Origin of the sequence: Haloferax sp. Atlit-48N, assembly GCF_003383015.2 — an archaeon.
Classification (GTDB): Archaea; Halobacteriota; Halobacteria; order Halobacteriales; family Haloferacaceae; genus Haloferax; species Haloferax volcanii.
Genome location: NZ_CP137689.1, coordinates 2,744,584 through 2,766,092 on the forward strand (window position 1 = coordinate 2,744,584; position 21,509 = coordinate 2,766,092).

At 68.3% G+C, this 21,509-nt stretch carries 20 protein-coding genes; 9 read left to right on the forward strand and 11 right to left on the reverse strand.

Translation table 11 applies throughout. The annotated features are described in order from the left end of the window. The first annotated feature begins 45 nt into the window (after positions 1-45). On the forward strand, positions 46-1,095 hold the full coding sequence (locus DEQ67_RS14560) for an ornithine cyclodeaminase family protein (protein WP_006600894.1): 1,050 nt from the start codon (positions 46-48) through the stop codon (positions 1,093-1,095). Between the two features lie 24 nt (positions 1,096-1,119). Here the strand turns inward: DEQ67_RS14560 and DEQ67_RS14565 are convergent, their stop codons facing one another. The 3 genes from DEQ67_RS14565 to DEQ67_RS14575 all read right to left on the reverse strand — a co-directional run bounded on the left by DEQ67_RS14565 (position 1,120) and on the right by DEQ67_RS14575 (position 4,642). Continuing rightward, entirely contained in the window at positions 1,120-2,709 is a 1,590-nt protein-coding gene (locus DEQ67_RS14565) for a tryptophan--tRNA ligase (RefSeq protein WP_115860761.1), read from the reverse strand. Then, positions 2,706-3,725, reverse strand: a complete 1,020-nt coding sequence (gene endA / locus DEQ67_RS14570) for a tRNA-intron lyase (protein ID WP_004066002.1) — start codon at positions 3,723-3,725, stop codon at positions 2,706-2,708. The genes DEQ67_RS14565 and endA overlap by 4 nt, the downstream gene beginning before the upstream one ends. A gap of 185 nt (positions 3,726-3,910) precedes the next feature. Beyond that, positions 3,911-4,642, reverse strand: a complete 732-nt coding sequence (locus DEQ67_RS14575; protein ID WP_115860759.1) for an Sjogren's syndrome/scleroderma autoantigen 1 family protein — start codon at positions 4,640-4,642, stop codon at positions 3,911-3,913. Between the two features lie 102 nt (positions 4,643-4,744). Here DEQ67_RS14575 and DEQ67_RS14580 point away from each other — a divergent pair, with 102 nt between their 5' ends. Further along, positions 4,745-5,395, forward strand: coding sequence for an HAD family hydrolase (locus DEQ67_RS14580; RefSeq protein ID WP_115801928.1), 651 nt, complete (start codon positions 4,745-4,747; stop codon positions 5,393-5,395). A 69-nt stretch (positions 5,396-5,464) separates the two neighbouring features. Here the strand turns inward: DEQ67_RS14580 and DEQ67_RS14585 are convergent, their stop codons facing one another. Next, complete coding sequence (locus tag DEQ67_RS14585) at positions 5,465-7,804, reverse strand: DEAD/DEAH box helicase (RefSeq protein WP_115801929.1); 2,340 nt, start codon at positions 7,802-7,804, stop codon at positions 5,465-5,467. Positions 7,805-8,412: 608 nt separating this feature from the next. On the opposite strand from DEQ67_RS14585, the gene lipA reads away from it, so the two are divergent. From lipA to lpdA, 5 genes are all read left to right on the forward strand, one after another. Beyond that, positions 8,413-9,348 (forward strand): lipoyl synthase, encoded by a 936-nt coding sequence (lipA, locus tag DEQ67_RS14590; protein ID WP_049920508.1) that lies wholly within the window; start codon positions 8,413-8,415, stop codon positions 9,346-9,348. Between the two features lie 307 nt (positions 9,349-9,655). Further along, entirely contained in the window at positions 9,656-10,762 is a 1,107-nt protein-coding gene (gene pdhA, locus DEQ67_RS14595; RefSeq protein ID WP_004065991.1) for a pyruvate dehydrogenase (acetyl-transferring) E1 component subunit alpha, read from the forward strand. Continuing rightward, positions 10,759-11,742 (forward strand): alpha-ketoacid dehydrogenase subunit beta, encoded by a 984-nt coding sequence (locus tag DEQ67_RS14600; protein ID WP_004044820.1) that lies wholly within the window; start codon positions 10,759-10,761, stop codon positions 11,740-11,742. The genes pdhA and DEQ67_RS14600 overlap by 4 nt, the downstream gene beginning before the upstream one ends. Positions 11,743-11,745: 3 nt before the next feature. Then, a complete protein-coding gene (locus DEQ67_RS14605) occupies positions 11,746-13,329 on the forward strand; it encodes a dihydrolipoamide acetyltransferase family protein (protein WP_115860755.1) in 1,584 nt (527 codons plus the stop codon). Further along, the gene (lpdA, locus tag DEQ67_RS14610; protein ID WP_115891790.1) at positions 13,329-14,756 is read left to right on the forward strand and encodes a dihydrolipoyl dehydrogenase; all 1,428 of its coding nucleotides are present in this window, start codon (positions 13,329-13,331) and stop codon (positions 14,754-14,756) included. Before DEQ67_RS14605 ends, lpdA begins: the two co-directional genes overlap by 1 nt. Before the next feature lie 31 nt (positions 14,757-14,787). Here lpdA and DEQ67_RS14615 read toward each other — a convergent pair whose 3' ends face one another. The 4 genes from DEQ67_RS14615 to serB form a co-directional block, all read right to left on the reverse strand. Next, on the reverse strand, positions 14,788-15,000 hold the full coding sequence (locus DEQ67_RS14615; protein ID WP_004044826.1) for a helix-turn-helix transcriptional regulator: 213 nt from the start codon (positions 14,998-15,000) through the stop codon (positions 14,788-14,790). Further along, positions 14,997-15,413, reverse strand: a complete 417-nt coding sequence (locus tag DEQ67_RS14620; protein ID WP_006600888.1) for a DUF2178 domain-containing protein — start codon at positions 15,411-15,413, stop codon at positions 14,997-14,999. The genes DEQ67_RS14615 and DEQ67_RS14620 overlap by 4 nt, the downstream gene beginning before the upstream one ends. Before the next feature lie 187 nt (positions 15,414-15,600). Next, on the reverse strand, positions 15,601-15,792 hold the full coding sequence (locus DEQ67_RS14625; protein ID WP_004044830.1) for a hypothetical protein: 192 nt from the start codon (positions 15,790-15,792) through the stop codon (positions 15,601-15,603). A 51-nt stretch (positions 15,793-15,843) separates the two neighbouring features. Further along, positions 15,844-16,491 carry a phosphoserine phosphatase SerB gene (gene serB / locus DEQ67_RS14630; protein ID WP_004065980.1) on the reverse strand — a complete coding sequence of 216 codons (648 nt, stop codon included), beginning with the start codon at positions 16,489-16,491 and terminating at the stop codon, positions 15,844-15,846. A 142-nt stretch (positions 16,492-16,633) separates the two neighbouring features. On the opposite strand from serB, the gene DEQ67_RS14635 reads away from it, so the two are divergent. Further along, positions 16,634-17,071 (forward strand): hypothetical protein, encoded by a 438-nt coding sequence (locus DEQ67_RS14635; RefSeq protein ID WP_115801932.1) that lies wholly within the window; start codon positions 16,634-16,636, stop codon positions 17,069-17,071. Positions 17,072-17,101: 30 nt separating this feature from the next. Here DEQ67_RS14635 and DEQ67_RS14640 read toward each other — a convergent pair whose 3' ends face one another. After that, on the reverse strand, positions 17,102-17,767 hold the full coding sequence (locus DEQ67_RS14640; protein WP_115801933.1) for a DUF7504 family protein: 666 nt from the start codon (positions 17,765-17,767) through the stop codon (positions 17,102-17,104). A gap of 138 nt (positions 17,768-17,905) precedes the next feature. On the opposite strand from DEQ67_RS14640, the gene serA reads away from it, so the two are divergent. Next, positions 17,906-19,483 carry a phosphoglycerate dehydrogenase gene (gene serA / locus DEQ67_RS14645; protein WP_006600886.1) on the forward strand — a complete coding sequence of 526 codons (1,578 nt, stop codon included), beginning with the start codon at positions 17,906-17,908 and terminating at the stop codon, positions 19,481-19,483. Positions 19,484-19,519: 36 nt separating this feature from the next. Here serA and DEQ67_RS14650 read toward each other — a convergent pair whose 3' ends face one another. Continuing rightward, positions 19,520-20,098 carry a hypothetical protein gene (locus DEQ67_RS14650; protein WP_115891791.1) on the reverse strand — a complete coding sequence of 193 codons (579 nt, stop codon included), beginning with the start codon at positions 20,096-20,098 and terminating at the stop codon, positions 19,520-19,522. A 149-nt stretch (positions 20,099-20,247) separates the two neighbouring features. Then, a complete protein-coding gene (gene thrC / locus DEQ67_RS14655) occupies positions 20,248-21,507 on the reverse strand; it encodes a threonine synthase (protein WP_115891792.1) in 1,260 nt (419 codons plus the stop codon). Positions 21,508-21,509: the final 2 nt, after the last annotated feature.

Genomic DNA, 21,509 nt, shown 5'->3' on the forward strand with positions numbered 1-21,509 from the left:
GTCGAGGGACACTGTTTTCACGCGGCCGCGGAGAGTAGTTCGGGTATGGTCCGTATTCTCTCCGCCGACGCCGTCGGCGAGTTACTCTCGCTCGCGGAGCTGTTCCCGGTCGTCGAGGAGGCGTTCGTCAAGCAGGGCCGCGGCGAGGTCGAACGCCCGCCACGGCCGCACTTTCCGGTGGGTATCGATATCGACAGAGTCCGGGACGGGACGAACGGAAACGGCGTCGCGGGCGCGGGAACGGAAACGCGCTCGGGTTCGGAACCGACGGAGCAGGACGGCCCGCTCGGCACCGGCCTCACCATGCCGGCGTACATCCACGGCCGCGAGGTGTACGCGACGAAGCTCGCGGCCGTCCACCCGGAAAACTGCGCTCACGGCCTTCCGACGGTGAACGCGCAGGTCGTCCTCACCGACGCGACGACCGGTCTCCCGCTCGCGCTCCTCGACGGGACGACGATTACCAGCGCCCGGACGGGCTGTATCGGCGGGCTCGCCGCGGAGTCCCTCGGGACCGACCCGGTCCGCCTGGGCGTCCTCGGCGCGGGCGCGCAGGCCCGCTGGCAGAGCCGCGCTATCGCCGTCGGCTCCGCAGTCGAGTCGGTGAACGTCTACTCCCCGAGCGACTCCCGCGAGGCGTGCGCCGCCGACCTCCGCGAGGACGGCATCCCCGCCGAGGCCGTCGATACCCCCGAAGCGGCCGTCTCCGGCGCGAACGTCGTCGTCACCGCGACGACCAGCGAGACGCCCGTCTTCGACGGCTCGTGGCTCGACCCCGGAACGCTCGTCGTCGCCGTCGGAGCCTACACGCCCGAGACGCGCGAACTCGACGCCGAGACGTTCGAGCGAGCCGCGCGGGTGTTCGCCGACGTGCCCGAGGAAGTGGCCGACATCGGTGACGTTCGCGGGGCCGGCATCGACGAATCCGACCTGCTTCCGCTCTCGGCCGTCTTCGAGGGCGACGCCGGCCGCGAGAGCGACGACGAGATTCTGGTGGTCGAGAGCGTCGGGTCGGCGGTGCTCGACGCCGCGACCGCCGAGTACCTCTACGAGAAGTCGAACGCCCGCGGCGTGGGAGAAGAAGTGGGGTTGTGAGCGGTCGGTAGTGTTGCCGCCTCACTAATGTTCGGCGGCCACGCCCCGTCGCTCCGTCTCGAGGTCGATATCCAGCGAGTCGAGGAGTTCCTCGGCCTCCTCGCGCTTTTCGTGGTGGTCTTCGAGGAACTCGCGCATCATCGTCGCCGCCTGCTCCTTACAGCCGCCGCAGAGGCGCTCGCCGCCGAGGCACTCGTCGTAGACCTCCTTTGCGAGTTCGTCGTCGTCGCCCGTCAGCAGGTAGGCGTACAGCTCGTACACCGGACATTTGTCGGCCTCGCCGCCGAGTTCGCGCTGCTGTTCGGCCGTGTCGCGGCCGCCGGTCGTGGCGGACTTGACCTTGTCGTAACCCTCCTCGGGCGCGTCGAGCAGCGAAATGTGGCTCGCCGGAATCGACGACGACATCTTGCCGCCGGTGAGGCCGGTCATGAAGCGGTGGTAGATGGACGACGGCGGGATGAAGCCGTAGCCGCCGTGGTTGGCTTCGACCTCGCGGGCGAGTTCCTCGGCCTCGTCGACGCCCATGTCGAACGCGTCGATGTGCTGGTCGTACCGCCGCTTTTCGCCGTCAATCTCCTCGATGAGCGCCTCGAACGCCTCGTCGGTCGCCTGTCGGGCGAAGAAGCGAATCCGCGGGCGGAGCGGTTCCATCCCGGCGTTTTCGAGCTTCTCGACCGCAGAGTCGCGGACCGACTCGGAGACGAGCACGCCCGCCGCGTCGAGGTCGGCGTCGTCGAGCCAGTCGGCCGCCTCGCCGCACCGCGGCATGTCGGCGTCCTCGGCGTACGCCTCGCGGGCGTCGTGGGCTGCCGCGACGAGCGGGCGCTCGGCGTCGTCGAGTTCGAAGCTCGCGAACGCCTCCGTCACCTTGAAGAATCGCATCCGGGTGGCGAGGTCGCGGGCGAACCGGACGTGGGGGTCCTGGTCGGGGCCGACCGGGATGACCGTCGGCTTGGGGTCGTCCAACTGCGGGTAGAGGATGTCGGCCATCTGCGTGACGACCGACTGCATGTGCGAGACGTTGGTCTCGCCGTCGAAGCCGTAGATGGACTGGAACTCCGAGAAGTTGGCCTTCCCGCCGAGTTCGAACGCGAGCCGCTGGAGGCGGTCGTTGTCCGACTGCCGGTAGAGTTCGCCCGCCTCGGGGTCGAACCCGAGCGCGATGAGCGACAGCAGGTAGTCGCGGCTGTGCTCGTTGATTTCGTCCCACGGGATGCCGCGGGCGGAGTGCGCCTCCATGTCCGCGATGAGGCCGTAGGCGTCGCCGCCCTGCTGTTGATGCCAGATTATCTCGTCGAAGACGAGCTTGTGGCCGATGTGGGGGTCGCCCGTCGGCATGAACCCCGAGAGGACGGCGAAGTCGTCGCCGTTGCGCATGGCGTCGAGGACGGGCCGGTAGTCGCGGTGGCCGAAGATGACCCCGCGGCGCATCAGGTAGTGCGGGTTCGGCACCTCGTCGAGCACCTCGTCGAACTCCTCGATGCCGAACTCCTCGAACAGCTTCCGGTAGTCGGAGACGGTCGACGAGCCCCACGGGTCGAGGGCAACTTCGTCTTTCCCCTCTGCTGTGCCTCCATCGGTGCGGATGCGCTCCGCGGGTTCGTCGTCTGTCATGGCGTGAGCCGACTGACCGAAAGCCAGTCTATCTCTCCGTTGTCGTCGGTCAGCGCAAAAACCATTCGCTTGCGGACACCGCCGGCGAGGCGCACGTCGAGCGAGAGGTCCCGCGGGACGAACGTGTGGTCGGGCGCGACCACGCGCACGAGGAACTCGGAGTGCGAGAGGTCGTCGACCGACTCGAACTCGGTGTAGACGCGGAAGTCCGAGCCGAACTTGAAGCCGCTCTTCGGGACCGTCTTGGCCTCCCTGAGCGCGGCGTACACCGCGAGTCGACGGTCGAACCGGTCGCCCTCCACGTCGCGGCCGCGGGAGACCACGTCGGCCTCGTCGATGGCGAGCGCGTCGGCGCGGGCGAGGTAGGCGGCTTCCAGCAGCGACAGTTGGAGCGGGCCGCTGTCGGCGTTTCTGCCGTACAGCCGCTGACCGAAGAAGCCGCGCTGGTAGAGGCGGTCGACGCCGTCCCAGACGAGCGCGCGGTCCGAGAGGAGTTCCGCGTCGAGGTCGGCCGGGAGGTCCTCCGCGGCCGTCCCCTCGGGGGAGTCGCCCTCGGTGTCGAAGTAGGTCAGGTCGCCGTCCTCGTCGACGATGGCGAGCACCACCTCTCCGAGCGACGAGACGGGGATGCTCTCGCGCTCGCCGACGACGCGGACGCGGTGTTCGACCTCGCCGTCCCACGGCCCCTTCCCGCGGGGGTAGACGAGGAAGTCAGCGCCCGCGGCGTCCGCGACGCCCGGCCACCCCTCGCGGGCGGGCGAGAGGTAGAACCCGCGGTCGCGGAGGTCTTTGTAGACGACGAAATCGAGGGTGGTCCCGGTGCGCGCGAGGAGTTCGCGCAGGCCCATCCCGTCCACGCCGTCGATGTCGTCCCGCGAGAGCAGGTGGGCGGCCTCGACGGGCGCGACCTCGAGGTCGTCGCCGCCGGTGGGTCTCCCGTAGCCGCGGGAGTCGTGGAACCGCTGTCGAGCGTCGCCCGGGAGATGGACGACGCCGTCTTCGAGGCGTCCTTGCATACCAGAATCGGGGCGCGGCGACGACAAAGGGCCTGCGATGCCGGCGGCGCGGCCCGCGGGGGCGTCGGAGCGGCGGCCGTCGCCGCCGCCGGTTCGTCGCGGTCGCGGCCCCGACCCCGGACGCACCCCTCGCGGCCGGCCGTGTCGCCAGCGACGGGGCCACGCTCGCCGCCCCTCGTCTCGACTCATCGGCCCTCGCAGGTCGAGTCGAGACACCGCCGGCCGCGACCCGTCTCGAATATCGGCAGGCCGCAGTCGCAGTCGTCTCCGACGACGCCCGCGGGGAGCGAGAAGGCCGTCTCGCAGTCGGGATAGGCGTCGCAGCCGGCGAGCAGGCGACCGCTCCGCCGGAGGATTCGGAGCGGCGACCCGCAGTCCGGACACGACCACTCGCCGTCGAACCGGTCTTTCACGTGGTCGTCCAGCGGGTCGCACCGGCGGTCGATGCACACCTCGAACGGCGCGCCGCGCTCGACGCGCATCAGCGGCAGGCCGCAGTCGTCGCACGTCTCGTCGAGGACGGTCGCGCCCGCAGGGAGGCGATACTCGGTCCCCGAGTCGAGGGCGACGACGGAGCCGTTGGTCCTGACGAGCGGGTCGCCGGTGTCGGGATGCGAGCCGACCGGGACACCCGCGTCGCTCGCGGGGTACTCGGCGCGGCCGGTCACGTCGTTCGAGTCGACGGTGAGGGTCTGGTCGCCCGCGCGGGCCACGAGGCCGAACGACCCCGGTCCCGACTCGACGGTCAGCGAGTCGGCGCGGGTCAGCCACGCGACGGGCTGGTAGCCCCCGGCGTCGTGGACGAGGACGGTTCTGTCGGGCTTGGCCACGACGACGACCCGGCCGCGCTGGGTGCGGTCGCGGGAGCCTTCGAAGCTGACGGTGCAGTCGCCGGCGAAGACGCGTATCGAATCCATGCGGCGGGGTGGTCGCCGGTTCCGATTTGAACCTACGTGCGAGGGTTCACCGGGCATGCCGCGGCACGAAGCTCTTTGGTCGGTCGCGGCCGAGGGCGAATCATGGACGCGAACGTCGTGCTGTTCGACATGGACGGAGTGTTAGTCGATTCCGAGCAGTACTGGCACGCCTTCGAGGACGAGTGGGTGTTCGCCGACGCCATCGAGTCCGGCGACCCCGACCACGAGGAGATAACGGGGATGAACTTCCGCGAGATATACGACTACCTCGACGCGGAGTACGGGACGACCGTCACGAAAGACGAGTTCGTCGCGGCGTACCACGAGAACTCAGAGAGCGTCTACGGCGAACACGTCGTCCTGATGGACGGCGCGGAGGAGCTGTTTTCGGACCTCCGCGCGGCGGGCAAGAAACTCGCAATCGTCTCGTCGGCCCCGCAGGACTGGATTTCGACCGTCCGCGAGCGATTCGACCTCGACCCGCTTGACCTCGTGCTCTCGGCCGACGACATCGACAAACCGGGGAAGCCCGAACCCCACATCTACGAGCACGCCGCCGCCGAGTTCGGCGTCGCCCCCGAGGAGTGCGTCGTCATCGAGGACTCGATAAACGGCATCGAGGCGGCCGTGCGGTCCGGCGCGTACACCATCGCCTACCGCGGCGGGCAGAACGCCGACCTCGACCTCTCGCGGGCGGATAGAATCGTCGACGGGCCGGCGGAGTTGCGGGCGGCGCTGTTGGGCGAGGAGTAAGCGAGAGGCGACCGAGACGAGATTACAAACGACCGAACCCCGACCGAACGCGGCTGCCGCCGCGCTTTTCTATTCGACCCGAACCGTCCGCGACTCCCGAATCGGGAGCAGCGGCAGGTCGGGGAACGCGACCTCCACGACGAACTCCAGTTCGTCGTCCGTCGCGCCGAAGACGCCGACGGGGACGGTCACCTCGTCGGAGAGGTAGCACGTCTTCGTCGACATCTCAACGTCGTTGACGGTGACGCGGATGCCGACGGAACCGCCGCCGCCGTCGTTTCGAACGCGGATGTCGTGCATGTCGCTCTCGCCGCGGGCGACCGACTCGGGGAACTCGCCCCAGTCGATGTCGGGCGCGGGGAGGTCCTTCGCGCTCTCGATGACGCGCTCGGCGACGCCCTGCGAGAGGCCCGCCCGAGTGAGTTCTTTCACGCCGGCGTCGACCACGTCTGCCGGGGTCGAGAGGCCGCCGGTGGCGAGCTTTCGCGCGCGACCGGGACCGATGCCGTCGACGGCCGTGAGCGCCGCGGCGTCGCTGCTGACGCCGTTGTCGACGCGGGCCTCGACGCGCCTTGCGAGGTTTGCCGCGCGGGCGTCCGCGAAGGTGTCGAGGAACTCCCGGAGCGCCGAGAGGAGTCGGAGCGCGTTCTGCTTGATGACCCACGCGTCGCTCCGGAGTTCGCTCGGCGTCGAGTTCGCCATGCTGGCGTGGAGGATGGCGAGCACCTTCTTCGGGCCGTCTTCGAGCGTGGTCGAGACGCCCGTCAGCACCGAGTCGACGGCGTCCACCTCGGACTGGCGCGCCGACACCTGTCGGAAGTCGGCCGCGCCCGCGACGGTTTCGAGGACGTCGTCGGCGGTGATGCGGTCCCGTTCCGCGAGGTCCGCGAAGCGCGAGGCGGTCCCGAGTCGGAGATAGTACTTCGAGGTGAGTCGCCCGAGCGGGGTCGCGTCGATGGAGAGGTCGTCGTCCATCTCGACGAAGCCGCGGGAGACGAGGCGGTCGAGCACGTCGCGGACGCGCTCGCGGAGGTCTTCGAAATCGTAGGCCGCCGGGTTCGACTGCGCCCGCCGGTAGTAGAACGTCGTCTCCAGCCACGACATGACGTCGTCGAGGTCGCGGATGGTCCCCATGGCGATTTCGGCGTTGAGGTGCGAGTCGAGGTCTTCTGCGAGGCGCGACTCGATTTCCTTGCCCTCGCGAAGCAGGCGGCGGTACTTGTTCTGGTCCGAGCGGTCGCAGACGACCCAGCCGTAGCCGACGTCGTCGTAGCCGGGGCGGCCCGCGCGGCCGAGCATCTGGAGGATGTCGAGCGGGGAGATGTCCACCTCGCCTTCGAGCGGGTCGTGGTGTTTCGTGTCGCGGATGACGACGCAGCGCGCGGGGAGGTTCACGCCCCACGCGAGCGTGGAGGTCGAAAACAGGAGCTGAATCTTGCCCTCCTTGAACCACTCCTCGACGGCCTCGCGGTCGTCCCGCGAGAGGCCGGCGTGGTGGAAGCCGACGCCGTCCAAGACGCCCTTGGCGAGCGAGTCGTTGCTCAGTTCCTTCGCCTCGTTGTGGAAGTCGTAGTCGCCGCGCGCGCCGATGGGTACGTCGCGCTTTGCGAGTTCGTCGCGGGCCTTGGCGGCCGCGCGGACGGCGTCCTGCCGCGAGGAGACGAAGACGAGCGACTGGCCGCCGTCGCGGATGTGCGGCTCCGCGAGGTCGAACGCCCGGTACAGTCGGCGGTACTTGTCGGCGAAGGAGTTCTCGCCGTGGGTGTAGGTCTTGACGCCCGCGTGGAGGTCGACGGGGCGATAGTCGTCACCGAACTCGAAGGTGGTCTCGTCCGGCGCGTCGAGCCACGCCGCCACGTCGTCGATGTTGGGCATGGTCGCAGACAGCGCGACGATTCGGGGGTCGCAGATGCGGCGCATCCGCGAGACGGTGACTTCGAGGACGCCGCCGCGGGTCTCCGAATCCAGCAGGTGGACCTCGTCGATGACGACGCAGTCGACGTCCTCTATGAACGAGTAGCGCGCGGAGTCGTGTTTCCGGGTCGCGGAGTCGGTCTTCTCGGGCGTCATCACGAGGATGTCGGCGCGGGCGGCCCGGCGGGGATTCAGGTCGCGCTCGCCGGTGACGACGTAGACAGAGTAGCCGAGGTCCTCGAAGCGCTCCCACTCGGTCTCCTTCTCGGTGGTGAGCGCGCGGAGCGGCGCGATGAAAAGCGCCGTCCCCTCGTCGCGGAGGGTCCGGCAGATGGCGAGTTCGGCGAGCGCCGTCTTCCCGCTGGCGGTGGGCGCGGAGGCGACGACGTTGTGGTCGGTGTCGAGGATGGCGGGCAGCGCCTCGCGCTGCATCCGGTTGAACTCCTCGAACCCGAAGGCGTCTGCGAACTCGGGGACCGCCTCGGCGACTTTCACTGGGCGCACCTCCGGGTGCGCGCTGGCGTCGGGGACGAGACGAAGACGAGCGTCATACACGAAGCCGAGTCGTCCGTGGGGAAAGGCGTTTCTCCATCCGGCGCGGCGACTCGGGAGCGTCGAACGAGCGGAATACGGAGGGGCTGAGGTTGGTGAGTGGTAGGGTGGTGAGGATTGGTTCGGGGCCCGAGGCGCAGGCCCGCTTACGCGGCGCCGGCGAGCGCGGCGATGAACGACCAGTTCGTCCCCGCGGTGGCCTCGTGCTTCTTCGATTCGGCCTTCGTCATGTCGCGGCGGTGTTTCCAGTTCATACTCGAGAGAAGTATTTACTCGAATATAAGTTTTTCAGTTATTTGATACATCTAGCACGGTCGTACGTGCTGTTTGATTGAAAGTCGTGATGTATCCGAGGTTGACGTTTCGTTTTCCGTGATAGAACTGTTCGTTTGAACTATTCTGAACAACGTGTGCTACCGTAGACCATTGTTCGACCGAACGGTGTCGTGGCGACGCGGGTTCGGTCGCCTCCGGCGAGCGATCCCGCCGCCAACCCGACAGACGGCGGACCAATCCTCACGTTTTTGCCCGTCGCCTCGCAAGAACTGCCTATGCGCACGCGGCGGAAGCCAGACTGGTTGAAGATGCGACCGCCATCGGGCCGGCGCTTCACCGATATCAAATCGACGCTCCGGGACCGGAACCTCAACACCGTCTGCGAGGAGGCGAACTGCCCGAACCTCGGGGAGTGCTGGAGCGGCCGCGACGGCCCCGGGACGGCCACGTTCATGCTCATGGGCGACCGGTGTTCGCGCGGGTGTAACTTCTGCGACGTGACGACAGGCGGGATGGAGCCGCTGGACCCCGACGAACCGGCGAACGTCGCCGACGCGGTGACCGAAATCGGCCTCGACTACGTCGTGTTGACCTCCGTGGACCGCGACGACCTGCCGGACCAGGGCGCGGCCCACTTCGCGGAGACCATCCGCGAAATCAAGCGCCGCGACCCCGAGGTGCTCGTCGAGGTGCTGATTCCCGACTTCCAGGGCGAACCCGAGCACGTCCGGAAGATAATCGACGCCGGACCCGACGTCATCGCCCACAACATCGAGACCGTCGAGCGCCTCCAGTGGCCGATTCGGGACCGCCGCGCCGGCTACGAGCAGTCGCTTTCGGTGCTCCAGCAGGTGACAGACGAGTCCGACATCCACACGAAGACCTCGGTCATGCTCGGCCTCGGCGAGCACGCCCACGAGGTCTACCAGACCCTCTCGGACCTCCGCGAGGCCGACGTTGACATCGTCACCTTCGGCCAGTACCTCCAACCCTCCCGGAGCCACCTCGACGTGTTCGAGTACGTCCACCCCGACGCCTTCGAGACGTGGCGGCGCGTCGCAGAAGACGAACTGGGCTTCCTCTACTGCGCGTCCGGCCCGATGGTCCGGTCGTCGTACAAGGCCGGCGAACTGTTCGTGGACGCGCTCCTCCGCGAGGGGTCGAGCGTCGAGGAGGCGCGGCAGGCCGCCCGCGCGGCCGCCGGACAGTAGGCCGCGGTCGCCACCCCTCGCGTCCGCCCGACTCAGCCATCCGGGTCCGACATCCGGTCCGACCCCGCCCCCGCCCCGAAGCGGACCTGCAACGCTGCCGATATTTCCGATTATTTCTCGGTGATGTGTGGGTTCACACGAATGAACGTCAGGAAGAATCGTTTAGAAGCGAAAATGTCCAATTTTACCTCGTGTGAGTTGACATAGCACGACGCGAGACGCAATATTCCGAGTCAAAGTAAATTATATACGAAAACAATATAACGCCGGCGGGTGTCGATTTTGCCATGAACAGGAGGGTTCTCCCGTGAGCGTGCTTCAACGCGACCCGCAGGACCAGGTACGAGTGCTCGACGAGGACGGGACCGTCGTCGGCGAGGTTCCCGACATCGACGACGAGACGCTCGTCGAGATGTACCGATACATGCGTCTCGCCCGGCACTTCGACACGCGGGCGGTGAGTCTCCAGCGACAGGGGCGGATGGGGACGTATCCGCCGCTGTCGGGACAGGAGGGCGCACAAATCGGGAGCGCAATCGCGCTCGACGAACAGGACTGGATGGTCCCGAGCTATCGCGAACACGGCGCGTCGCTGCTCCGGGGGCTTCCGCTGAAGCAGACGCTTCTGTACTGGATGGGCCACGAGAAGGGCAACGAGATGCCCGAGGGCGTGAACCTCTTCCCGCCCGCGGTCCCCATCGCTTCGCAGATTCCCCACGCGACCGGCGCGGCGTGGGCGAAGAAGCTCCGCGGCGAGGACGACACGGCCGTCATCTGTTACTTCGGTGACGGCGCGACCTCCGAGGGCGACTTCCACGAGGGGCTGAACTTCGCGGGCGTCTTCGACACCCCGAACGTCTTCTTCTGTAACAACAACCAGTGGGCCATCTCGGTGCCGCGGGAGCGACAGACCGCCTCCGAGACGCTGGCGCAGAAGGCGACCGCCTACGGCATCGACGGCGTGCAGGTCGACGGGATGGACCCGCTCGCGGTCTACTCCGTGACGAAGGCGGCGCTCGACAAGGCGAAGAACCCCGGCGAGGGCGAGGGCCGCCCGACGCTCATCGAGGCGGTCCAGTACCGCTTCGGCGCGCACACGACCGCCGACGACCCGACCGTCTACCGCGACGACGAGGAAGTCGAGAAGTGGAAGGCGAAAGACCCCATCCCGCGGCTGGAGGCGTTCCTCCGCGAGACGGGCCGCATCGACGACGAGGCCGTCGAGGCCATCGAAGAAGACGTGAAAGGGCGGGTCGCGGACGCCATCGAGGCGGCCGAGTCCGACCCGCGGCCGGACCCGAGCGAGATGTTCAACTACGCCTACGCCGAGCGGACCCCGGAGATTCAGGCACAGTACGAGGAGTTCGAAGCGCTCCGCGAGAAGTTCGGCGACGAAGGATTCCTCAGAGAATGAGCAGTCAGAACCTCACCATCGTGCAGGCGGTACGGGACGGTCTCTACACCGAGATGAACCTCGACGACGAGGTGCTCGTCATGGGCGAGGACGTCGGCAAGAACGGCGGCGTCTTCCGGGCCACGGAGGGCCTCTGGGACGAGTTCGGAGACGACCGCGTCATCGACACGCCGCTGGCCGAATCGGGCATCGTCGGCACGGCCATCGGCATGGCCGCGATGGGGCTGAAGCCGGTCCCCGAGATTCAGTTCTCCGGCTTCATGTACCCCGGATTCGACCAAATCGTGAGCCACATGGGGCGGTTCCGCAACCGCACCCGCGGCCGCTACACGCTCCCCATGGTGCTCCGCGCGCCCTACGGCGGCGGCATCCGCGCCCCCGAGTCGCACTCGGAGTCCAAGGAGATGTTCTACGCGCACGAGGCCGGCCTGAAGGTCGTCATCCCCTCGACGCCGTACGACACGAAGGGACTGCTCATCTCCGCCATCCGCGACCCCGACCCGGTCATCTTCATGGAGCCGAAGCTCATCTACCGGGCGTTCCGCGGCGAGGTCCCGGAAGACGACTACACGGTCCCCATCGGCGAGGCCGCGGTTCGCCGCGAGGGCACGGACGTGTCCGTGTTCACCTTCGGCGCGATGACGCGCCCGACGCTGGAGGCCGTCGAGAACCTCGAAGAAGAGGGTATCGACGCCGAGGTCGTGGACATCCGAACCATCTCGCCGCTCGACCGCGAGACCATCGTGGAGTCGTTCAAGAAGACCGGCCGCGCGGTGGTCGTCCACGAGGCCCCGAAGAACGGCGGCCTCGGCGCCGAAATCACGGCGACGGTTCAGGAGGAGGCGCTGCTCTATCAGGAAGCGCCGGTCAAGCGCGTCGCGGGCTACGACGTGCCGTACCCGCTGTACGCGCTGGAGGACTACTACCTCCCGTCGGTCGCCCGCGTCGAAGAAGGTATTCGTGAGGCGGTGAACTTCTGAACGATGGCGCTCAAGGAATTCAAACTCCCCGACGTCGGTGAAGGCGTCGCGGAAGGCGAACTCGTAACGTGGCACGTCGCGCCGGGCGACGAGGTAACCGAAGACCAGGTGCTCGCGGAGGTCGAGACCGACAAGGCGCTCGTCGACGTGCCCTCGCCGTTCGACGGGACGGTGAAGGAACTCCTCGCCGAGGAGGGCGAGGTCGTCCCCGTCGGCGACGTCATCATCACCATTCAGGAGGATGGCGACGACGAGGAGGCCGCCGCAGACGCCGAGACTTCCGATTCGGACGCTGAAACGGCCGAGTCTGAGTCGGCCGAGAGCGACGACGCCGACGGCGCTAGCGACGACGAGTCGGGTTCCGGCGGGCGCGTGTTCGCCCCGCCGAGCGTCCGTCGCCTCGCCCGCGAGCTCGGCGTCGACCTCGACGCCGTCGACGGCAGCGGCCCGAGCGGCCGCGTGACCGAAGGCGACGTTCGCGCCGCCGCGGACGACGACGGCGACGAGGACGACGAGCCCAGCGGCCCGCGGACCGTCCAGAAAAACGGGAAGTCCGCGACCGCGAAGCGCGACGAGGGAACGTCGAGCGCGTCCGCCTCCTCGTCCGCGCCGGCCGAGAGCGCCGACCGCGAGCAGACGCTCGCCGCGCCCGCGACCCGCGCGCTGGCCAAAGAGGAGGGCGTCGACATCGACGCGGTCCCCGCGACGGAGATGCGCGACGGCGAGGCGTTCGTCTCGCCCGAGGCCGTCCAGGAGTACGCGCAGGCCCAGCGCGAGGCGCAGGCCGCGGACGCCGAGGCGGTGTCCGCCGAGGCCGACGCCGGAACCGCGACCGCCGAGGCGACGGGCGACGCGGCGAGTGAACCCGCACCGCCCGAGGCCGGCCCCGGTGCCGGCGAGCGCGTCCCCTACAAGGGCGTCCGCAAGGCCATCGGCGACCAGATGCAGCGGTCGAAGTACACCGCGCCGCACGTCACCCACCACGACGAGGTGGACGTGACGGAACTCGTCGAACTGCGCGAACAGCTCAAGCCCGTCGCCGAGGAGCGCGGCTCGCGGCTGACCTACATGCCGTTCGTGATGAAGGCCGTCGTCGCGGCGCTGAAGGACTTCCCGTACCTCAACTCGCAGCTCGACGAGGAAAACGAGGAAATCGTCCTGCGCGACGAGTACAACATCGGCGTCGCGGCCGCGACCGACGCCGGTCTGCTCGTCCCCGTCGTCCACGACGCGGACCGCAAGGGGATGCTCGAACTCGCCGACGAGATGAACGAGAAGGTCGAGAAGGCCCGCAACCGCAAAATCGCGCCCGAGGAGATGCGCGGCGGCACCTTCACCATCACCAACGTCGGCGGCATCGGCGGCGAGTACGCCACGCCGATTATCAACTACCCCGAGGTGGCGATTCTCGCGCTCGGAGCCATCAAAGAAAAGCCCCGGGTCGTCGACGGTGAGGTCGTGCCGCGAAACGTCCTCACCCTCTCGCTGTCGTTCGACCACCGCGTCGTCGACGGCGCGCAGGGCGCTCGGTTCACGAACCGCGTGAAGGAACTGCTCGAAGACCCCAAACTGCTGGTGTTAGAATAATGGTCGTCGGAGACATCGCAACCGGAACCGAACTGCTCGTCATCGGCGCGGGACCCGGCGGCTACGTCGCCGCCATCCGCGCCGCACAGAACGGCATCGACACGACGCTGGTCGAGAAGGACGCCTACGGGGGCACCTGCCTCAACTACGGCTGTATCCCCTCGAAGGCGCTCATCACGGGGGCGAACCTCGCCCACGAGGCGGGCAACGCCGAGGAGATGGGCATCCACGCCGACCCCGTCGTGGACATGTCGCAACTGCGCGACTGGAAGAGCGGCGTCGTCGACCAACTCACCGGCGGCGTCGAGAAGCTCTGTAAGGCGAACGGCGTCAACCTCGTCGAGGGAACCGCCCGCTTCAAAGACGAACACGCCGTCCGCATCGCCCACGGCGGCGAGGGGCAGGGCTCGGAGACCATCGAGTTCGAACACTGCATCATCGCCACCGGCTCGCGCGTCATCCAGATTCCCGGCTTCGACTTCGGGGACGAGCCGGTGTGGTCGTCGCGCGACGCCCTCGAAGCCGACACCGTCCCGGAGCGACTGGTCGTCGTCGGCGGCGGCTACATCGGGATGGAGCTGTCCACGACGTTCGCGAAACTCGGCGCGGACGTGACCGTCGTCGAGATGCTCGACGACATCCTGCCGGGCTACGAGTCCGACGTGGCCCGCGTCGTCCGCAAGCGCGCCGAAGAGCTCGGCATCGACATGCACTTCGGTGAGGGAGCCAGCGGCTGGCGCGAGGAGGACGACGGCATCATGGTGACGACCGAGACCGAAGACGGCGAGGAAAACGAGTACCGCGCCGACAAGGTGCTCGTCGCCGTCGGGCGCTCGCCCGTCACCGACACGATGGACATCGAGAACGCCGGTCTCGAAGCCGACGACCGCGGATTCCTCTCGGTCGACGACCGCCGCCGCACCGACGTGGAGCACATCTACGCCGTCGGCGACGTGGTCGAGGACACGCCGATGCTCGCGCACGTCGCCTCGAAGGAGGGCATCGTCGCCGCCGAGCACGTCGCCGGCGAACCGGTCGCCTTCGACAGTCAGGCCGTCCCCGCCGCGGTGTTCACCGACCCCGAAATCGGCACGGTCGGCATGACCGAAGCCGACGCCGAGGAAGCCGGCTTCACGCCCGTCGTCGGGCAGATGCCCTTCCGGGCATCCGGCCGCGCGCTGACGACGAACCACGCCGACGGCTTCGTCCGCGTCGTCGCCGGCGAGGAGTCCGGCTTCGTCCTCGGGGCGCAAATCGTCGGCCCCGAGGCCTCCGAACTCATCGCCGAACTCGCGTTGGCCATCGAGATGGGCGCGACGCTCGAAGACGTGGCCTCGACCATCCACACCCACCCGACGCTCGCGGAAGCGGTCATGGAGGCCGCCGAGAACGCGCTCGGACAGGCGATTCACACCCTGAATCGGTGAGGAAGCGTCCGAAAAACGGCGAGCTGATTTTTTAGGCGGTCAGGTCGGCATCGAGTTCCGGGTCGAAGAGGTCCTCGACGCGGCAGTCGAAGTACGCCGCCAGCTTGAACGCCAGTTCGAGCGAGGGGTCGTACCGCTCGCGCTCGATGGCGTTGATGGTCTGGCGGGTGACGCCGACCGCTTCGGCGAGTTCGCCTTGGCTGAGGTCGGCGGCCTCGCGGCGCGTTCGGAGCCCGTTTTTCATGTCCGAGCGCGGACCCAGAGGTAGCACAGGGCGAAGAGCCCGAACAGTCCGACGTAGCCGTACAGCGCGCCCGAGAGGAACGGCGAGACCTCGAACAGCCCGAGCGTCGCACCGAGTCGGGCGGCGGACGCGCCGAGGACGAGAACCACCGCGGCGACGGTCATGGTGAGCTGACTCGCCCGCCGTTCGAGCGAGCGGTCGCGCTCGTCGAACAGCGCGACGTCGGTGCCGCGCCAGACGGCGAGCGCGGCGACGATGCCGAGCCAGTAGACGGCTTCCCCGAGGACAGGGTAGTCGAGGAATCGGAGGACGAGGGAGGCGAGGACGCCCGCTCCGATGGAACCGAACAGCAGGCGCCGGTACCGCCGTTGTCTGGAGAGCCGAGGCGTCGGTGAGCGTTGGACTTGTGACATAGTGCTGTGTAAAGCGCCGGTCGCGGGAAGCCGGGTGGAAAGTTCGCTTTACAGTAAAGTATACTTTACACATCGACTTAATCGTTGTCCCCGTTCGGTCGCGTCGCTCCGGGGTTCGCACAGTCGCAAAAAGAGCAGTTCAGCGTCGGTTCAGTTCTGTTCTGTCCTGTCTGGGTCGCGGTCGCGCTCACCCGTCGTCGAACCACCACAGCGCCAGCATCGTCCCCACGACTGCCACGGCCGCGGGAAGCGACTCGTCGACGCCGAGTGTGCGGACATCGAGGAGGACGACGCCCTCGAACAGGGCGGCGACCGCGAGAACCACGAAGGCGAAGCCCGCCACCCAGAGTTCGGGCGTGTTGACGTCGCTGATTGCCATGCGCGGCGCTACGGGCCGAGATATGATAAGTGTTAGCAGACCACAAGCAGTCTACTCGTCGGCGTCGAGAATCCCGTGGCTCTCGAAGAGCTTTCCGAGTCGGTCCATGGAGGCGACGACGGCGTCGCAGGCCGGGCGGACCGCGTCCTTGGGGACGAAGCCGACCGAGAGGCCGGCGACTTCGAGCATCGGGAGGTCGTTCGCGCCGTCGCCGACCGCGACCGTTCGGTCCATGGGTACGTCGAGTTCGGCGGCGTGAGTCTCCAGCGCCGTGTCCTTCGTGCCCTCGATAAGCGACCCTTCCACGTCGCCGGTGAGTCGGCCGCCCTTCACGGGCAGGCGGTTCGAGACGATGTCGTCGACTTCGACGCCTTCCTTTTCGAGCGCGCGCTCGACGCCGCGTTCGAAGCCGCCGGTGAAGATGGCGACGTGGTGGCCGTAGTCGCGGAGGCGCTGGATGAGGTCGGCCGCGCCGGGGCGGAGTGCCACCTCGCCGTAGGCCTCCTCTGCGAGTTCCTCTTCGAGACCTTCGAGGAGGCGGGCGCGCGACCGGAGGCTCTCCGCGTAGCTCAGCTCGTCGTTCATGGCTCGCTCGGTGATGTCGGCCATCTCGTCGGCCGTGCCGTTCTTCTTGCCGAGGAGGACCGTCATCTCGGAGTCCGAGAGCGTGCCGTCGAAGTCGAAGGCGATGATGCGCATATCTGCCCGTCGTCGCCGCGGGGTTTCAAAGCTTCCGCGTCGGCAGTTATGCGGCGCGGGAGGGACGCTGGCGAGCCGACCGCCGGGAAACCGCGGCGACGCCGCGCACAGCTATTTATCCATCGTCTCCCTGACAACACGTATGGACGACCTCCACGACGCCGAACACGAGACGCTCAGCGACGTCGAAGCCGACCTTGCCGAGGACTTCGGCGAGGAAGGAGACAGTCCGCTCCGACAGTTCGTCCGAAGCCTGCACGACCTCGACGAGGCCGAGGTGCGCGCGGTCGGCCAGTACGACGGCGAGGCGTTCGAACTGCTCTACCTCCGCGGCGATATCGACGAGGCGCTCGAACCGGACGCGCGCACCGAGCGCGTGAAGACGCTCGTGATGAAGGCGCTCGGCGAGCCAGTCAACGAACCCGAACTCGATGACTACGGGGAGTTGAACGCCGTCATCCGGTGGTTCGACGAGGTCGTCGTCGCCATCTATCCGCACGACGAGTGGTCGGGGGCCATCGCGACGTTCGACCGGGCGAACTCGCCGCTGGTCGACCTCGCGGTGACGCACCTGTCGTGAGAAGGCTCGCCGGCCGCCTCCGGAACCCGCTCAGATTCGAAGCGGCGTCCACGACCGCGGGCCGTCGTCGAGGCCGCGGACCCGGAACTCGGGGTCGCCGTCGGTGTCGCGCGTCTCGACGAAGCCGTCGAACGGCTGTTTGAGGAGCGCGAGTTCGCGCTCGTCGACGAAGCCGGTGTCGAGCGTGAAGACGCCCGTGAACCCGGCCGCGGAGATGCGGCCCGTGATGACGTGGAGGAACTGGAACAGCCGCTTGAGGTCGGTGTACATCACGAGCGTCGAGAGGACGTGCAGGCCGACGCGGGCCGACCGACTCGCCTCGTAGTGCTCCCGGAGCGACTCGGTCAGGTGGATGCCGATGCCGGTCAGGTCGCCGGGGCTGGAGACGTACCGGAGGTTTCCCGCGTCGGCGCGGTCATCGAGGAGGTCTGCGACGCTCGTCGTGTCGATGACCTCGAACTGCTCCGGGGGCGACCCGCTGATGTACGACAGCTCCCGTGCGATGCTCGGGGCGGGCTTTTTCGTCGTCACGACGACCGTCCCCGCGTCGGTACGCTCGCCGGGCGCGAGCATCGAGAGCATGAGCCGCCGCTTCCGCGTCATCGTCGGGCCGGCGATGAGCACGGACCCGGAGTCCGGAAGCGACACCTCGGGCGGTTGCGTCGCCGGCGAAGCGTTCTCGGGACGGAAGACCATCTACTGAATCTATCGGACTCGCGCAGATAATACTAGTGGGCGAACGTGTTGAGACGCCAACCCATGCGAGACAGTCTCAATGTCACGATATCGGCCGTTGTGACAACCCTTAACCCGCACGGGTCAGACCCTACGCGCATGAAGGTACTCGTCACGGACCCGATCGCCGACGCGGGTCTGGACCGGTTACGCGAGGCCGGTTACGAGGTAGAGACCGCGTACGACGTCGAAGGTGACGCGCTGCTCGAAGCCGTCTCCGACGCGAACGGGCTCATCGTCCGCTCCGGAACGCAGGTGACCGCCGAGGTGTTCGAGGCGGCACCCGACCTCGTCATCGTCGGACGCGCCGGCATCGGCGTCGACAACATCGACATCGACGCCGCGACCCAACACGGCGTCATCGTCGCCAACGCGCCCGAGGGGAACGTCCGCGCCGCCGCCGAGCACACGGTCGCGATGGGCTTCGCCGCCGCGCGCTCGATTCCGCAGGCTCACGCCCGCCTGAAGGACGGCGAGTGGGCCAAGTCCGACTACCTCGGCAACGAGGTCAACGGCAAGACCCTCGGCGTCGTCGGCCTCGGCCGCGTCGGCCAGGAGGTCGCAAAGAAGTTCTCGTCGCTCGGGATGGACATCGTGGCCTTCGACCCCTACATCGGGGAGGAGCGCGCCGACCAGCTCGGTGCCGAACTCGTCGAGTTCGACGCCTGTCTCTCTCGCGCCGACTTCCTCACCGTCCACACGCCGCTGACCCCCGAGACGGAGGGGCTCATCTCCACCGACGAACTCGAAACGATGGGCAGCGGCTACCTCATCAACTGCGCCCGCGGCGGCGTGGTCGACGAGGCCGCCCTCGCCGAGGCCGTCGACGCCGGCGTCATCGACGGAGCCGCGGTCGACGTGTTCGCAGACGAGCCCGTCTCGCCCGACAACCCGCTTCTGTCCGTCGACGACGTGGTCGTCACGCCGCACCTCGGCGCGTCCACCTCGGCCGCACAGGAGAACGTCGCCGTCTCGACGGCCGACCAAGTGGTCGCCGCGTTCCGCGACGAACCCGTCATCAACGCGCTCAACGCGCCCTCGGTCGACGAGAGCGCCTTCCCGCGCATCCAGCCGTACATCGGCCTCGCCGAGACCGCCGGCAAAATCGCCGCCCAACTGCTGGGCGGGCGCCTCAACGAAGTCGAGGTCACCTACACCGGCGACATCGCTGCCGAGGATATCGAACTCGTCACGGCCTCCGCGCTGAAGGGCGTCTTCGCGCCGCTCGAATGGCAGGTCAACGCCGTCAACGCCCCGCAGGTCGCAGAGGAGCGCGGCATCGAGGTCGTCGAGTCGAAGTCCCGCCAGTCCGACGACTTCCAGAGCCTCGTGACCGTCACCGTCCGCAACGGCGACGAGGAGATGACCGTCTCGGGGACGCTGTTCACCGGCGAGGACCCGCGCATCGTCCGCATCAACGGCTACCGGCTGGACGCCATCCCGTACGGCCAGATGCTCGTCGCCCGCAACTACGACAAGCCGGGAGTCATCGGCTTCATCGGGACCGTCCTCGGCGAGAACGACGTGAACATCGCCGGGATGTTCAACGCCCGCCGCGCGAAGGCCGGCGGCGAGGCGCTGACCGTCTACAACCTCGACGACGACGTGCCCGAAAGCGTCCGCGAGAAGCTCCTCGCCGACGACCGCATCATCGACGTCGACCTCATCACGCTCTGAAGCGGCCGACCCGAATCTTCTGAAAAACGAGACGAGCTACCGTCGGCCGAGCGCCGACGCGACGCCCTCGACCACGCGCCCGACGGCGGACCGCACCGCGTCGGCCGCGTTCGATTCGACTCCCGAGCGGCGCGACCGGTCGTTTCGCGGGGCCGAGCGACCGCGAGTCTGTTTTCGGCTCCCGTCCCGACGCTCGGCCAGCAACCGTTCGTAGCGGTCGATTATCTCCTGTTGGTTCGTTTCGGCGCTGTCGAGTCGGGCGTTGAGCCGAGCGTTCGCGCGCCGAAGCGCCTCGTTCTCGCGCTGGAGGGCGTCTCGGCCCCGCGCGTCGGCGGGGGGCGACGGGCGGCGACCGCGCGACTGCTGACGGCCGCGCGACTGCGAGGCCGTGGACGCCTGTGCTGACGGAGTCGCGGACGCGGGTGAGGATGCGGGCGAGGACGAGGGCGCTGACGAGGCCGTGGATTCGTTGGTGGACGTGGCCGAAGACGCGGGGGCTGCGGAGGCCGAAGACGCGGTTTCGGACGGCCCGTTGTCGATTCCGTCCGGCGGGTACGTTCTCGAACCGGCCCCGTCCCGGCTGACGGTCCCGGTCGGCATACTGCTGAGCGACATCGTGTGCCACGACGTACCACAGAATGAAAAGAATGTGTCAGACGCGCACCCGACGCGCGTCATCGCCGGCGGTCGGACCGCGGCGAGCGCCGTCGTGTGCGGCCGTCAGCGACGGTCAGCCACGGTCGGCACGGGGCCCGGCGGCGCGCCTACTCGGCGAGGTGTTCGAGGACCGCTTCGGTGTCGTTCGGGACCGGTTCGGGGTCGTCGCCCGCTTCGAACGCCGCGTCGGGGTCCTTCAGCAGGTGGCCCGTCGTGAGACAGACGACCTGTTCGTCCTCGGAGACGACGCCCTCGGCGCGGAGCTTTCGGAGGCCGGCGACGGAGGCGGCGGAGGCGGGTTCGACGCCGACGCCCTCGGCCGCGAGGTCGCGCTGCGCCGCGGTGATTTCCTCGTCGGAGACGGCGACGGCCGTGCCGTCGGTCTCGCGGATGCCGGGGAGCGCCTTCGGCGCGTTGACCGGGTTGCCGATGCGGATGGCGGTCGCGCGCGTCTCGACGTCCTCCCAGCGCTGGGTGTCGTCCCAGCCGTTCTCGACGGCCTCGACCATCGGGGCCGCACCCTCGGCCTGCACGCCGGTCAGTTTCGGCACGTCGTCGGCGTCGAGCGCGCCCGACTGGACGAGTTCGCGGAACGCCTTGTAGAGCGCGGAGGTGTTGCCCGCGTTGCCGACGGGGAGGACGATGCGGTCCGGGTAGCTGCCGTAGTCCTCGTGGAACTCCTCTAAGATTTCGAGGCCGATGGTCTTCTGGCCCTCCAGTCGGAAGGGGTTCAGCGAGTTGAGGAGGTACGCCTCGCCGCGGGCGGCGAGGTCCTGGACGATGTCGAGACAGGAGTCGAAGTTGCCGTCGACTTCGAGGATGCGCGCGTCGTGGAGCGACGCCTGCGCGATTTTCCCGGCGGCGACCTTCCCGGCGGGGAGCAACACGAGCGTCTCCATCCCGCCGCGCGCGCCGTAGGCGGCGAGCGCCGCGGAGGTGTTGCCGGTCGAGGCGCAGGCGAGGCGGCCGACGCCGAGTTCCTTTGCCACGCGGACGCCGACGGTCATGCCGCGGTCCTTGAACGAGCCGGTGGGGTTCATCCCCTCGTGTTTGACGCGGAGCGTCTCGACGCCCACGTCGGCTTCGAGGCGGGGTACCTCGTGGAGCGGCGTCGCGCCCTCGGGGAGCGAGACGCCCTCCTCGAAGGGGAGCGCGGCGTTGTAGCGCCAGACGCCGCGGCCCTCGAAGTCGTCCCAGGTCGGCGGGGACGCGTAGCGGACTTCGAGGAGGCCGTCGCAGTCGTCGCAGGTGTACCGAACGTCCTCGAACGGCGCGAACTGCGCGCCGCACGCGATACATTCGAGCCAGGTGCCGTCGGCGGCGACGGATGGCTCCTCGGGGGCGGGTGCCGTGAGTTCGAGGCTCATTG

Bases quoted from the DNA above. Each gene is read 5' to 3' on its own strand.
- DEQ67_RS14560 (WP_006600894.1), top strand. From the start codon at position 46: ATGGTCCGTATTCTCTCCGCCGACGCCGTCGGCGAGTTACTCTCGCTC.
- DEQ67_RS14580 (WP_115801928.1), top strand. From the start codon at position 4,745: ATGGACGCGAACGTCGTGCTGTTCGACATGGACGGAGTGTTAGTCGAT.
- endA (WP_004066002.1), bottom strand. From the start codon at position 3,725: ATGCAAGGACGCCTCGAAGACGGCGTCGTCCATCTCCCGGGCGACGCT.
- DEQ67_RS14600 (WP_004044820.1), top strand. From the start codon at position 10,759: ATGAGCAGTCAGAACCTCACCATCGTGCAGGCGGTACGGGACGGTCTC.
- DEQ67_RS14635 (WP_115801932.1), top strand. From the start codon at position 16,634: ATGGACGACCTCCACGACGCCGAACACGAGACGCTCAGCGACGTCGAA.
- DEQ67_RS14605 (WP_115860755.1), top strand. From the start codon at position 11,746: ATGGCGCTCAAGGAATTCAAACTCCCCGACGTCGGTGAAGGCGTCGCG.
- DEQ67_RS14615 (WP_004044826.1), bottom strand. From the start codon at position 15,000: ATGAAAAACGGGCTCCGAACGCGCCGCGAGGCCGCCGACCTCAGCCAA.
- serA (WP_006600886.1), top strand. From the start codon at position 17,906: ATGAAGGTACTCGTCACGGACCCGATCGCCGACGCGGGTCTGGACCGG.
- lipA (WP_049920508.1), top strand. From the start codon at position 8,413: ATGCGCACGCGGCGGAAGCCAGACTGGTTGAAGATGCGACCGCCATCG.
- DEQ67_RS14565 (WP_115860761.1), bottom strand. From the start codon at position 2,709: ATGACAGACGACGAACCCGCGGAGCGCATCCGCACCGATGGAGGCACA.
- lpdA (WP_115891790.1), top strand. From the start codon at position 13,329: ATGGTCGTCGGAGACATCGCAACCGGAACCGAACTGCTCGTCATCGGC.
- DEQ67_RS14650 (WP_115891791.1), bottom strand. From the start codon at position 20,098: ATGTCGCTCAGCAGTATGCCGACCGGGACCGTCAGCCGGGACGGGGCC.
- thrC (WP_115891792.1), bottom strand. From the start codon at position 21,507: ATGAGCCTCGAACTCACGGCACCCGCCCCCGAGGAGCCATCCGTCGCC.
- DEQ67_RS14640 (WP_115801933.1), bottom strand. From the start codon at position 17,767: ATGGTCTTCCGTCCCGAGAACGCTTCGCCGGCGACGCAACCGCCCGAG.
- DEQ67_RS14575 (WP_115860759.1), bottom strand. From the start codon at position 4,642: ATGGATTCGATACGCGTCTTCGCCGGCGACTGCACCGTCAGCTTCGAA.
- DEQ67_RS14620 (WP_006600888.1), bottom strand. From the start codon at position 15,413: ATGTCACAAGTCCAACGCTCACCGACGCCTCGGCTCTCCAGACAACGG.
- serB (WP_004065980.1), bottom strand. From the start codon at position 16,491: ATGCGCATCATCGCCTTCGACTTCGACGGCACGCTCTCGGACTCCGAG.
- DEQ67_RS14625 (WP_004044830.1), bottom strand. From the start codon at position 15,792: ATGGCAATCAGCGACGTCAACACGCCCGAACTCTGGGTGGCGGGCTTC.